Annotated in this window: 12 protein-coding genes; 1 reads left to right on the top strand and 11 read right to left on the bottom strand. The window is 68.0% G+C overall.

Annotated elements, in window-relative coordinates; translation table 11 throughout:
- Positions 1 to 33: 33 nt before the first annotated feature.
- The 8 genes from KK488_RS06820 to KK488_RS06855 form a co-directional block, all read right to left on the bottom strand.
- On the bottom strand, positions 34 to 1551 hold the full coding sequence (locus KK488_RS06820; protein ID WP_250890151.1) for a PepSY domain-containing protein: 1518 nt from the start codon (positions 1549 to 1551) through the stop codon (positions 34 to 36).
- A complete protein-coding gene (locus KK488_RS06825; protein WP_214622412.1) occupies positions 1499 to 2752 on the bottom strand; it encodes an MgtC/SapB family protein in 1254 nt (417 codons plus the stop codon). Before KK488_RS06825 ends, KK488_RS06820 begins: the two co-directional genes overlap by 53 nt.
- Positions 2753 to 2755: 3 nt before the next feature.
- Complete coding sequence (locus tag KK488_RS06830; protein ID WP_214622413.1) at positions 2756 to 3130, bottom strand: DsrE family protein; 375 nt, start codon at positions 3128 to 3130, stop codon at positions 2756 to 2758.
- Entirely contained in the window at positions 3127 to 3885 is a 759-nt protein-coding gene (locus KK488_RS06835) for a HesA/MoeB/ThiF family protein (protein WP_214622414.1), read from the bottom strand. Before KK488_RS06835 ends, KK488_RS06830 begins: the two co-directional genes overlap by 4 nt.
- 64 nt (positions 3886 to 3949) lie before the next feature.
- Complete coding sequence (dut, locus tag KK488_RS06840) at positions 3950 to 4408, bottom strand: dUTP diphosphatase (protein WP_214622415.1); 459 nt, start codon at positions 4406 to 4408, stop codon at positions 3950 to 3952.
- Positions 4389 to 5651, bottom strand: coding sequence for a bifunctional phosphopantothenoylcysteine decarboxylase/phosphopantothenate--cysteine ligase CoaBC (gene coaBC / locus KK488_RS06845; protein WP_214622416.1), 1263 nt, complete (start codon positions 5649 to 5651; stop codon positions 4389 to 4391). The genes dut and coaBC overlap by 20 nt, the downstream gene beginning before the upstream one ends.
- Before the next feature lie 47 nt (positions 5652 to 5698).
- Positions 5699 to 6172, bottom strand: a complete 474-nt coding sequence (locus tag KK488_RS06850) for a hypothetical protein (protein ID WP_214622417.1) — start codon at positions 6170 to 6172, stop codon at positions 5699 to 5701.
- A gap of 40 nt (positions 6173 to 6212) precedes the next feature.
- Positions 6213 to 7388, bottom strand: coding sequence for a hypothetical protein (locus KK488_RS06855; RefSeq protein ID WP_214622418.1), 1176 nt, complete (start codon positions 7386 to 7388; stop codon positions 6213 to 6215).
- A 122-nt stretch (positions 7389 to 7510) separates the two neighbouring features.
- On the opposite strand from KK488_RS06855, the gene KK488_RS06860 reads away from it, so the two are divergent.
- Positions 7511 to 8197: an aspartate/glutamate racemase family protein gene (locus KK488_RS06860; protein ID WP_214622419.1), complete on the top strand. Its 687-nt coding sequence runs from the start codon at positions 7511 to 7513 to the stop codon at positions 8195 to 8197.
- A 258-nt stretch (positions 8198 to 8455) separates the two neighbouring features.
- Here the strand turns inward: KK488_RS06860 and ubiB are convergent, their stop codons facing one another.
- The 3 genes from ubiB to KK488_RS06875 all read right to left on the bottom strand — a co-directional run bounded on the left by ubiB (position 8456) and on the right by KK488_RS06875 (position 11657).
- Positions 8456 to 10048: a 2-polyprenylphenol 6-hydroxylase gene (gene ubiB, locus KK488_RS06865; RefSeq protein WP_214622420.1), complete on the bottom strand. Its 1593-nt coding sequence runs from the start codon at positions 10046 to 10048 to the stop codon at positions 8456 to 8458.
- A 141-nt stretch (positions 10049 to 10189) separates the two neighbouring features.
- A complete protein-coding gene (locus tag KK488_RS06870; protein ID WP_214622421.1) occupies positions 10190 to 10921 on the bottom strand; it encodes a class I SAM-dependent methyltransferase in 732 nt (243 codons plus the stop codon).
- Between the two features lie 208 nt (positions 10922 to 11129).
- A complete protein-coding gene (locus KK488_RS06875) occupies positions 11130 to 11657 on the bottom strand; it encodes a DUF1993 domain-containing protein (protein ID WP_214622422.1) in 528 nt (175 codons plus the stop codon).
- Positions 11658 to 11810 lie beyond the last annotated feature (153 nt).

Genomic DNA, 11810 nt, shown 5'->3' on the forward strand with positions numbered 1-11810 from the left:
CCAGAGGTTTCACGAGCGCCGCGCTTCGTCAACCTATCGCGGCCGATGGACCAGCCGCTTCCAGCCGATCCACACGCCGCTGATTGAGGTGACGAGGCCCAGGATCGAGAAGGTCCACAGCCACAGATCCCAGAGCGGGCGGTGCAGCATGAGGGCGTTCAAATCCCATTTGTGGAGCATATCATAGCACCAGCGATAGGCGCGGCGGCGCGCATCGAGGCGTTCGTAGAGCGCGCCTGTGGCGGGATCGATGTGCAGCCAGGTGCGCGCGGGATCGTCGAACTGCAGGCGCAGCATGGGGAGCGCCGGCAGGTCGCCGAGGCCGTACCAATAGAGATCGGGCGCGGTGAGCAGGTCGGAGCGAACCAGCCTGCCATCGGGGACGAGGCGACGGGCGGCCTGCTCGATGACGGTGCGGTCGGCGCGGGCGGGTGCGAGCGTCGTCGCGCTCAGGATGCGGCGCTTGCCCTCGCCATCGGACAGAGCGACGAGCGCCTGGCCGGCGAAGGCCGAGACCTCGACCAGCCGCGCACCGGTCCCGACCTGGCCGAGCCGGACAAGGTCGATTGCCGGCAGTTGCGCCCCCGCGACATATTGCGCTTCCGCCTGCGGATCGGGATCGGGGGAGGTGAAGAGCCGGCCCGGATCGACCGAGAGCCAGCCGCTGAAGATCCAGGTCAGCAGGAACAGCCCGCCCACCAGCCCCGCGACATGATGCCACAGCATCCAGCCGTGATAAGGGACCATGCGCCCTCCTTTGAACCGGCGCTTGCCGATGCGGGTGCGCAAAATGCCGATCCAGATCCCGGTGATCGCGGCAGCGATGCAGGGGCCGGAGACCCACATCACCACCCCCCGCCAGGCGGCATTGTCCTGCCGCAGGATGGTCGGGTAGATCCAGTGCGGCACCGAGCCGAGCCAGTTCCAGAAGCGCGCGGTGCGGGTGGTGGACTGGACCACGCCGCCGGTCGAGGCGGAGACATACAGCTCCGTTCCCGCCCTGTCGGCCAGCGCGGCTTTCCAGAGCGGACGGTGGCGATCGAACCCGCCGGCAACGGTCCACTGGTCGCGCTCGATTCGCTCGACCCGGCCGACCGGCGCGCCGCCGAAACGACTGGCGACGCGGGCGGCATAAGCGGCGGTCACCGGCGGCGGCAGCGTCCCCGGCGCCGCGGCCAGCGTCTCGCGCTCGCCATCGGCATGCTCGATGCGCCAGACCGGCACGGCGTCGCGCATCTCCAGCGCCAGCGCACGGGGCGGGCCGTTCGGACCGGTCGGTGGCATGAGCGTCACGCGGCGCCAGTCGATAGGCTGCACATGGGCGAGCCTCTCGGCCCGCGAGAGCGAAGGATAGGGCACGTAGATCATCACCAGCCCCGAGGCGAACCACATGGCGAAGAGCAGGCAGCTGGCGATGCCGATCCAGCGATGGATGATGTAGAGCCAGCGTTTGGCCGCATGGAGGAAGGGGCGGCGGTGGCGCTGGCGCGGCACGGCGTCAGAGCAGCCGATAGGCCGCCAGGCCAGCGAGCGCCGCAGCCAGCGAGACAAGCAGGGGGAACGCCGCGATCAGGCCGTTCCGTCCCCGCGCGATCGCCATGGCCATCACCGCCTTGACACCGGTGTTGGCGAGAACCGGGACGGCCAGCACGAGGCCCGCCGTCCTGCTGTCGAGCGCGACCTCCGGCATGCCGGACAGCGTGAGGACAGCGGCGTCGACGTCCATCATGCCGGTGAGGCCGAGCACCACCGCCACGCCCTGCCCGCCATAGGTGTCCAGGGCCCAGCGCGCGATCAGCGAGAACAGGGCGACCAGCGCGGCGAGCAGCAGCGCCGGGCGGAAATCGAAGGGATTGCCGAGCGTGACCGCCGGGCCGTCCTGCGCGGACTGCTGCCGGCGCCAGGCGACGAGGGCGAGCAAGGCCGCGACGATCAGCGCGGGCGCGAGGCTCAGGGCGAGGCTGGGCAGGGCGCGGGGCGCGAGCAGGAAAGTCAGGAGCTGGACTCGCACGAACATGACGATCGAGGCGAGGGCGATGCCGGCGGTCAACACGCCGCGCAGCGCCGGCTCAGCGCGCAGGCGGCGCGCATAATCGGCGGTGACCGCCGTCGAGGAGACGATCGCGCCGGTCAGCGCCATGACGAGGATACCGCGATTGCTGCCGAACTTCCGCGCGGCGACATAGCCGGCGAAGGAGAAAGCGGTGACCATCACCACCACCATCCAGATGCGGCGTGGGTTCCACGCGCCATAGGGCCCCATATCGGCATTGGGCAGCAGCGGCAGGACGACCAGCGCGACGAGCGCGAACCGTGCCACAGCCTCGATCTCCGCTTCGGTCAGGCCGCGCAACAGCGCGTGCATCGAGTGGCGCGCGCTGAGCAGGGCGAAGGCGCCGCCGGCAGCCGCCAGCGCGACGACCGGGGATAAGCGCACGGCGGCCAGCCCGAGCGCGAAGGTCAGAAGGCCCGCGATCGTGGTGGTCCCGGAGAGGCGATCCTCGCGGATCTTCGCGGCGAAACCGATCAGCAGGACACCCACCACGCCCAGCGCGATCATAGCGGCGAGCAGATCGGGCATGAGTGCGGCGACGCCGCCCGTGAGGCTGATGATGCCGAAGGTCCGGAAGCCGGCGACACGGTGGCCGGACTCTCGCTCGCGCTGCGCCCAGCCGCGCTCCAGTCCGATCAGCAGGCCGACAGCCAGCGCGGCGACGAGGCCGATCAGGGACTGGGGCAGCGTCGGTGCCACGGGCTAAAAGGAGAGCAGCCGGATATGCGGGCCCGCCGCCGCCAGAAACGCGACCGGCCCGCTCAGTTCGATCCGCCGGTCCAGCCCGCTCGCATCGAAACCCGCCAGCGCCAGGCCGCTCTGGCAGAGGCTGATCGCGACGCCGTCGTCGAGCGCTTCGTCGAGCAGGTCGGCGAGGCCGGGCTCGCCGGCCGCGCGCCAGGCGGCATCCTGCGGCGCGCTGATCGGCGGGCGGAGCAGGGCGGCGGCTTCTCCCTGCAGGAAGATGCGCGCTTCGCTGCCGAGCGCAACTTCGGCGCGGGCAAACGCCAACGCGGCGCGCAGACGGACCGGATCTGCGCTCACCAGCACCAGCGCCAAAGGCGGCCGCTCGTTCATGCGGGAGCGAGTGCCGCGTGACAGGCGGGATCCTTGGGAATGGTCATCTCGCGGAAGCGGCGCGCGAGCAGATCGAAGACAATGAGCTTTCCCGATGCCGATGTCCCGAACGGCACCAGGGCGCGGATGGCCTCCAGCGCCGCCATGGTGCCGATGATGCCCGCCACCGCGCCGAGAATGCCTTCCTCGGCGCAGGTGCGGGCGGGATCGGTTGTCGTCTCGCCAATGAGGCAGCGATAGCAGGGCTGCTCTTCCTCCCAGCCGCGCCACACGCCGATCTGCCCTTCGAAGGAGCCGACGGCGGCCGAGACGAGCGGGATGCGCAGCCGGGTCGCCGCATCGGAGACGGCGAGACGGGTCTCGAAATTGTCGCATCCGTCGAGGATGATGTCGGCCTCGCGCAGCAGCGCGTCGGCATTGCCTGCGTCGATGGCGGTGTTGATCGGGATGACATGGCAATCGGGATTGATCCGGCGCGTGGCGTCGCGCGCGGCCTCGGCCTTGGGCATATCGAGATCGTCCGTGCCGAACAGGATCTGACGCTGGAGATTGGAGAGGCTGACGGTGTCGGGATCGATCACACGCAAGGTGCCGATGCCCGCCGCGGCCAGATAGGCGATGGCAGGGCAGCCGATGCCGCCCGCGCCGACGATCGCGACATGCGCCCCGCGCAGCCGCGCCTGCCCCGCGCCACCAATCTCGCGCAGCACGATGTGGCGGGCGTAGCGCTCGAGCTGGTCGTCGGTGAAGTCCATCAGAGGGATCCCGGCTTCATCGCGCTACCTTCGCAGGGGCACGACGGAGCTTCGCGCCGGTTCATCAGCCGACCCGCACGCCGGTCGACCCGAAACCGCCAGCGCCGCGCACCGTCTCGTCCAGCTCGCCGACCTCGACCAGATTGCCGATCTGCACCGGCGCGACGACCAGCTGCGCGATCCTGTCGCCGCGTCGGATCTCGAACGGCTCGGTGCCGAGGTTGATCAGGATGATCTTCAGTTCGCCGCGATAGTCGCTGTCGATCGTGCCGGGCGTGTTGGGCAGGCTGATGCCGTGCTTGAGGGCGAGGCCGGAGCGCGGGCGGACCTGCACTTCGAAGCCTTCCGGGATGGCGAGGGCGAGGCCGGTCGCGACGGCGTGCCTGCCCATGCTGGCGAGGGTAACATCCTCGGCGGAGACGACATCCATGCCGGCCGCGCCCGCCGTCGCATAGGCCGGCAGCGGCAGGCCCTCGCCATGGGGCAGGCGCTTCACCTGGATATCAACCGCCGGCCAGTTCATCCGCAATCCTTTCAATGAGTCGCGCCGCGACATCGGCCTTGGGCATGTCCGGCCAGCTTTCCACGCCCGTGGCGGTGACGAGATGGATGGTGTTGCGCTCGCCGCCCATCACATTTCCCGAGACATCATTGGCGACGATCCAGTCGGCATTCTTCTTTGCGCGCTTGGCCGTGGCATGCTCGACGACCTTCTCGGTCTCGGCGGCGAAGCCGATCAGCAGGCCCGGCCGCCGGTTGCTCGCGCCGAGCGTGGCGAGAATGTCGGGATTCTCGGCGAGGGCGAGCGGGTGGGGCAGGCCCGTGCCGTCCTTCTTGAGCTTCTGCGGCGCCTCGTCGGCCGCGCGCCAGTCGGCGACGGCGGCGACCATGATCGCCACGTCGGCGGGCAGCGCATCCTCGACCGCCGCGAACATCTCCCGCGCCGTCTCGACATCGATGCGGGTCACGCCCGGCGGCGTCGGCAGCGCCACCGGCCCGGCGACAAGCGTCACCTTCGCCCCGGCCCGCGCGGCGGCGGCGGCGATGGCGAAGCCCTGCTTGCCCGAGGAACGATTGGCGATGTAGCGTACCGGGTCGATCGGCTCGTGCGTCGGCCCGGCCGTGACCAGCACATGGCGGCCGAACAGATTGCTGTGGCTGAGGTCGGGCGCGTTGATCGTCCGGCTCGTGTCGGGCAACAGATAATGCGCGTCCGCCTCCGGCGCCTCGGCCAGTAGGCGCTCGATTTCCAGGACAATCTCGGCGGGTTCCGGCAGACGGCCCTTGCCCCATTCGTTGCAGGCCATGGCGCCGACGCCCGGCTCCATGACGTGGATGCCGTCGTCCCGGAGCTGCGCGAGATTCCGCTGCGTCGCCTTGTGGTGCCACATGCGCACGTTCATTGCCGGCACGGCGAGCACCGGCTTGTCGGTGGCGAGCAGGATCGTGGTCGCGAGATCGTCGGCGATGCCGCCGGCCATCTTGGCGAGGATATTGGCGGTCGCGGGGCCAACGACGATCAGGTCGGCCTCGCGGCTGAGCTGGATATGGCCGATCTCGCGCTCTTCCTTGAGGTCGAACATGTCGCCATAGACATGATCCTCGGTGAGCACGCCAAGCGAGAGCGGCGTCACGAACTGCTTCGCGCTGTCGGTCATCACCGCGCGCACGGCGATCCCCTTGCCCTTGAGCAGGCGGACGAGCTCCAGCGTCTTGTAGGCGGCGATTCCGCCCGAGACGATGAGGAGGATGCGAGGTTGAGTCATGACGGGCGCGTTCATAGCGGCTCCCATGTAGTGCGGCTAGCGGCGGATCAGAAGTCCATCAGGCTTAATGCGATCAACGAGGAAAGCGCACCTGTCGTCATCCCGGCGATCGCAAGCCACCAGATCGGCGCGACCGTGCCCGCAAAGTCGATGACGAGCTTAGCGGTCCCGAACTCCCATCCCGCCAGAGGGCCGACGATGGCGCCGGGCAAGAGGCCGGCGACGGCCCACACCAGCCTGCGGCGGGTCATGGGCTGGCGGCGTTCCAAAACAACGAGTCCAGAGATCAAGGCGACAGCACAAGCCAGCGCGGATGATGCGCTGACGGGAGCGAGGAACGGACCGTACAGGCCGAAGACCAACGAGAATATCGAAAAGCCGAGGATCGTTCGGAGATCGCCGTGGAACAATGCCGGCGGCAGGACGATGAGGAGGGGCATCATAAGCGATGCGCAGAGCGTGGTGAGAACCGCCGCAAAAAGGATGCGGCGAACGGGGAAGGCATGGCTCGGCTCGATCATATGGCGAAATCCGACATGGCTGATACCGCAGATCGGCTGATCATGGCTTGTTATGGCAGGAGCGGGGCATCGATGCCATAGCCTCTTGCCGGACGGTCGGGCCTTCACGATGCGCGCCAAGCACCGCGCCGACCAGATCGCGCAGCGCGCCCGGCGCGAAGGCGAGGCCGGCGAGCAGGATCGGGACGATCATCGCGGCCCAGTAGAAATTGCCCGGCCGGCCGAGGACCGTCATGATCAACATGAAGCCGGCGATGAACAGGCCGGCGAGGGTGCAGGAGGCGTCCCGGCGCGAGAGCCAGCCGATGAGGGCGAGCGGCACGAGCAAAGCGGCCAGAGGCGCCGGCAGATAGCCCAGGATCGAGGCGGCGCGCAGCGCGGCGATGACGAATTGCCAGCCACCGGCCGCGAGCCAGCCGGGCGAGGCCGGGTCGTCGGGCAGCACCACCGCCCAGACCGCGACGGCATGGCAGGCCAACGTGGCGGCGAAGAGGAGAACCGCGCCCGCCCAGGCGCCGGCCTCGATCCAGGTGCGCCGCGTCAGCGCCGCGGCGCCCATCAGCAGCAGATAGGGCAGCGCCAGCTCGCGAATCAGCACGGCGGCCAGCGCCAGCGCGACGCTCGCGCCCCAACGGCCGGGCCGATGCAGCGCCAGCGACAGCGCGACGAGCAACGCCGCCCAGCTCTCGTGAAAGACGGTGAGCTTGGGCGCGGCGATCGTCAGGCAGCCGGCGAGCAGCAGCAGCGAGCCCGTCCGCACCACCGCCTCGCCCACGCCCGAGGCGGCGAGGCGCAGCGTCCAGGCGAAGATCGTGCCCGCGCCGAGCAGGGCCAGCAGCGCCGTGCCGAGCCAGTCCGGGATTGCGGCAAGAGCTGTCGCCAGGGTTGGCAGGCGCACCGCGACGAAAGGACGGAGTGGATAGTCATTCTCGCGCAGCAGCCTCGTGGCGGCGGGATAATAAGGTCGTCCCTCGCGTAGCTGGTCGACGATCACGCGATAGAGGAGGATGTCGTCGCCCGCGAGATCGGTGGGGCGCGCCGAGCCGCTGATCTTGACGGGGGAGGTCGTCGGGCCGACGCGCGGTTGGTCCCTGATCAGCCCGGCGAGGATCAGCGCCAGCAGCAGGCCGAGCACCAGCATCGCCTGGCGCGGCCTCAGCCCGGCGAAGCGGGAGGCGATGGGGCTCGCGGGAACGATCGGCTGCGGTGCGGGCATGGCAGGCGCCTTATCGCGTACCGCCGCTAAGACGCGGTTAAGCGCCCGGATCATCTCGCGGCCGTTGCCCCGCGCTCATGCGGGCGATAGGGCAATCCCGGACGGCAAGCGGGGGGAAGTGCATGCATATCGGCCTGATTGGCGGGATCGGCCCCGCCGCGACCTTGGTCTATTATGACGCCCTGTCGCGCCAGTGCGCACAAGCCGGCGAGCGGTTGCACCTTACCATCGCCAATGCAGACACGCGCGAGATGATCGCCAACATGGAAGCCGGCCGTCCGGACCTGCAGGCAGTGATTTTCGCGCGCTATATCGACCAGCTCAGGGCAGGCGGGTGCGAGGCGGCGGCGATCACCTCGATGGGCGGGCATTTCTGCATCGAGCAGCTGAAGCCCCTCTCTTCCCTGCCGATCATCAGCACGGTCCCCGCGCTCGACGCCTGCCTGGCCGCGCGGGGTTACGGGACGGTTGGCGTGATGGGCACGCGCGCGGTCATGAACTCGGGCATCTACGGCGTGCAGGCCGCGCGGGTGATCGTGCCCGAGGGCGACGATCTTGAGGCGGTGCATGCCAATTATCTCGGCATCGCCGTCGCCGCCGCGGCAACGCCCGAGCAGATCGCCTTCTTCCACGCGCAGGGCCGCAAGCTGATCGATCGCGGTGCCGATGTCGTCATCCTCGGTGGCACCGACCTGTCCGTCGCCTTCGCCGATAATCCCGGCTACCCGATCCTCGACAGCGCTCTGGTCCATGCCGAGGTGATCGGGCGGGTGGCGATGGACAAAGCGAGCGTCGCGGATTTCGCCTGACCTGTCCTACAGGCGCCCGATCTGCGTAAGATCTTCACAGGGCGCGCGATGCTCCCCGTTCTTTGATCGCGTCAAAATCCCAGGAAAATCAAAGCCCTGGCGCGCCTCGCGGCGGACTTTTGCGTTTCTCACATGCGCGATATGCACGAGCTTCGTGAAGTTTCGCAGGAAAATGCCGGAAAACAGCCAATTTTGCGAGGCCATCTTTTTGCGGAAATTTACGCCGCAGGACTCTTCTTCAGCCGAGCGAATCCCGGATCAGCCCGGAAGCTCGACCGGTGGCCGAGTCGGATGCCCGTGCGGCCCATGCAGGCGTCCGAATGCCCACATCGCGGTCGCGCCCAGCGCTGCGGCGATGATCGCCACGGTGATATAGCGCCAGACCGATCCGCGCCTGAGTTCCAGCACCTGCACGTCCGGCAGTGGCGGCGGGGGCGGGGCGCCGCCGGGATCGGGATAGGCGTCCTCCAGCCGGCGGATCAGGCCGGGCAGGCGTCTCACCGTCTCGGCGACGTCGAACAGCGAATCGGCCAGCTTGGCTTCCGGGCCGAGCTCGTCGCGCAGCCAGGCCTTCACATAGGGGCCGGAGACATCCCACATGTTGATCTGCGGATCGAGCATGGTGGCCACGCCCTCGACCATCACCATCGTCTTTTGCAGCAGCAACAGGTGCGGCTGGGTCTGCATGTCGAAATCGCGGGTGATGGCGAAGAGGCCGTCGAGCATCTGGCCGACCGAGAGCTCGGAGACCGGCTTGCCGCGCATCGGCTCGCCGACCGCGCGCAGGGCCGTGGCGAATTCGCCGACCGTGTGGTGCGCCGGCACATATTGCGCCTCGAAATGGATCTCGGCGACGCGCTGATAATTGCCGGTGATGAGCCCGTAGAGAATCTCGGCGAGCCACAGGCGCGCGCGCCGGTCGATGCGGCCCATGATGCCGAAGTCGATGGCCGCGATACTGCCATCAGCCGTCACGAACAGATTGCCCTGGTGCATGTCGGCATGGAAGAAGCCGTCGGCGATCGCCTGGCGCAGGAAGGTGTTGACCAGCCGCTTGGCGAGATCCTTGACGTCGTGCCCGGCGGCGATCAGCGCGGCGCGGTCGCTGATCTTGATGCCGTCGATCCATTCCAGCGTCATCACCCGGCCGTTGGTGCGATCCCAGTCGATCTGTGGGATGATGTAGCCGGGCACGGCGGCCATATGCTCGGCCAGCTCGGAGGCGGAAGCGGCCTCGCGCCGCAGGTCCAGCTCGCGCGCCGTCCAGCGTTTCAGATTGGCGATGACCAAGCGGGGGCGCAGGCGCGATGCCTCGCCGCCGAGCTGCTCGAGATGCGCGGCCGCCCATTCATAGGTCTCGATGTCCCGACTGAACCGCTCGCGAATGCCCGGCCGCAACACCTTGACCGCGACGACGCGGCCCTCGGTGGTGACCGCCTTGTGCACCTGTGCGATCGAGGCGGCGCCGACGGCCACATCGTCGAAACTGCTGTAGAGCGATTCCAGCGGCCGTCCGAACGTGCCCTCGATCTCGGCGCGGATCGCCGCGACGGGGACCGGTGGCAGCGCATCCTGCAGGGTCAACAGATCGTGTGCGGCATCCTCGCCGACCAGATCGGGACGGGTGGCCAGCGACTGGCCGAGCTTGATCGCGGCCGGGCCGATCGCCTGGAACGCCTCGGCATAGCGCGGTTCTTTCGGTACACGCGCGCCGAAACGGGCGATCCGTGCGAGGCGGCGCACCGGCGGGGGCGTGTTGCGATCCTTCTCGATGCCGGTGAGCGCACCGTGGCGCGCCAGCGTGCGGCCCCATTTGAGCAGCCGCCAGAGATGCGTGACGTGGCCGGTCATAACGTAATCACTCCTCCTCTTCAGAGGAGGGGCAGGGGGCGGTGGCGATGCGCAGCGTCGCTCGCATAGCGATCAACCGGTAGCGTCCAGCACCACCCCAACCCCTCCTCTGAAGAGGAGGGGCGAATGTCGACAAGACCCTCACGCCTTCCAGCCTGAATGGATCGCGACCAGCCCGCCCATGATCGGCTCGACCTTGACCTGCGTGAAGCCCGCTTCCTCGATCATCTTCGCGAATTTGGGCATGGGCGGGAAGCGGCGGATCGATTCGATCAGGTAGCGATAGCTTTCCTCGTCCTGCGCGATCAGCTTGCCGAGCTGGGGCACCAGCTTGTGCGAATAAGCGTCGTAGACGTCGGAGAAGCCCGGCCAGACGTTGGTCGAGAATTCGAGGCAGAAGAAGCGGCCGCCAAATTTGAGGACGCGATGCGCCTCGCACAGGGCGGCGGGAATGTCGGTCACGTTGCGAATGCCGAAGGCGATCGTGTAGCCGTCGAAGCTGCGGTCGTCGAAGACCAGCTGCTCGGCATTCTGCGGCAGCCAGGTCAGCCCCTCGATGCGGCGCTTGCGCGCCCGCTCCATGCCGACGGCGAGCATGTCCTCGTTGATGTCCGACACCGTCACCAGTGCGCCATGCTTCGCCATGCGGAAGGCGATGTCGCCGGTGCCGCCGGCCATGTCGAGGAACGCTTCGCCCGTGCGCGGCTTGATGCGGCGGACGAACTGGTCCTTCCACAGGCGATGCATGCCGCCGGACATGGCATCGTTCATGATGTCGTAGCTCTTGGCGACATTGGAGAAGACGCCGCCGACCAGCTTGGTCTTCTCGTCGGGTGCGACGTCGCGATAGCCGAAAGATACTGTCTCGCTCATGCGGCGGGCTCTAGCGGCTCGGGCGGCGCGGTGCCAGAGCAAAGCTGGCTTCCCCAGTCCCCACCACCCGTTCGTCCTGAGTAGCCACTGAGCTTGTCGAAGTGGCGTATCGAAGGACCAGTGCGCGGCCCTTCGATACGGGTCTTCGCTACGCTCCTGTCGGAGCTACTCAGCCCCTACTCAGGAAGAACGGAGAAAATCACGTCTCTCAGGCCGGCTCGGCGGGGGTCAGATTAGGCTGGCCCATATGGGCGAGGAAATCGGGCTTGCCGATCGCGATGCCCTGCGCCCGCAGGATCGCGTAGGCCGTTGTGGCGTGGAAGAAGAAGTTGGGCAGCATGAACTTGGTGAGATAGCCCAGGCCGTCAAAGCGATAGCCGTTGCCGCTCGGGAATTTGAGGATGACCTCGCGGGTCTCCGCGCCGTCGAGCTGGCTCGCCGTCACGCTCTGGACGAAGGCGATGGTCTTGTCGCAGCGCTCCTTGAGCTGCGCGAATGTCTCTTCCGTGTCGGGCATGCTCGGCGCGCCGAGGCCGGCGAGGCGGGCAATGCCGTTCTTCGCGCTGTCCGACGCCATCTGATATTGCGCGGTGAGCGGACGCATGTCCTCGATCAGCCTGGCGCCGAGGAGCTTGTCTTCGGCTACAGCGGCATCGGCCTTGTCGAGCCAGTTGCGCATGTTGGTGAGGGTATTGACGAGGACGGGGACTGAGACGTCGTGCATCGAGATGGTCATCTGAGACTCTCCTGTGGTCAGGTGGCCCCGACTTGCGCGAGGATGTCGCTCAAATCAAGCGTTGCGAATTGAAACTTTTGTGACGCACCGTCGGGCCTTGAGGGGCGTTTTGGTGGCCGTGCTTGACCATCCGGGACCTCGCGGTTATAGGGC

It is taken from the genome of Sphingobium nicotianae (assembly GCF_018603885.1).
Taxonomy (GTDB): domain Bacteria; phylum Pseudomonadota; class Alphaproteobacteria; order Sphingomonadales; family Sphingomonadaceae; genus Sphingobium; species Sphingobium nicotianae.

What these genes read in the sequence shown, in the direction of transcription:
- KK488_RS06830 (WP_214622413.1), bottom strand. Translation starts at nt 3,130, where the DNA reads ATGAACGAGCGGCCGCCTTTGGCGCTGGTGCTGGTGAGCGCAGATCCG.
- KK488_RS06835 (WP_214622414.1), bottom strand. Translation starts at nt 3,885, where the DNA reads ATGGACTTCACCGACGACCAGCTCGAGCGCTACGCCCGCCACATCGTG.
- dut (WP_214622415.1), bottom strand. Translation starts at nt 4,408, where the DNA reads ATGAACTGGCCGGCGGTTGATATCCAGGTGAAGCGCCTGCCCCATGGC.
- coaBC (WP_214622416.1), bottom strand. Translation starts at nt 5,651, where the DNA reads ATGACTCAACCTCGCATCCTCCTCATCGTCTCGGGCGGAATCGCCGCC.
- KK488_RS06850 (WP_214622417.1), bottom strand. Translation starts at nt 6,172, where the DNA reads ATGATCGAGCCGAGCCATGCCTTCCCCGTTCGCCGCATCCTTTTTGCG.
- KK488_RS06855 (WP_214622418.1), bottom strand. Translation starts at nt 7,388, where the DNA reads ATGCCCGCACCGCAGCCGATCGTTCCCGCGAGCCCCATCGCCTCCCGC.
- KK488_RS06860 (WP_214622419.1), top strand. Translation starts at nt 7,511, where the DNA reads ATGCATATCGGCCTGATTGGCGGGATCGGCCCCGCCGCGACCTTGGTC.
- ubiB (WP_214622420.1), bottom strand. Translation starts at nt 10,048, where the DNA reads ATGACCGGCCACGTCACGCATCTCTGGCGGCTGCTCAAATGGGGCCGC.
- KK488_RS06870 (WP_214622421.1), bottom strand. Translation starts at nt 10,921, where the DNA reads ATGAGCGAGACAGTATCTTTCGGCTATCGCGACGTCGCACCCGACGAG.
- KK488_RS06875 (WP_214622422.1), bottom strand. Translation starts at nt 11,657, where the DNA reads ATGACCATCTCGATGCACGACGTCTCAGTCCCCGTCCTCGTCAATACC.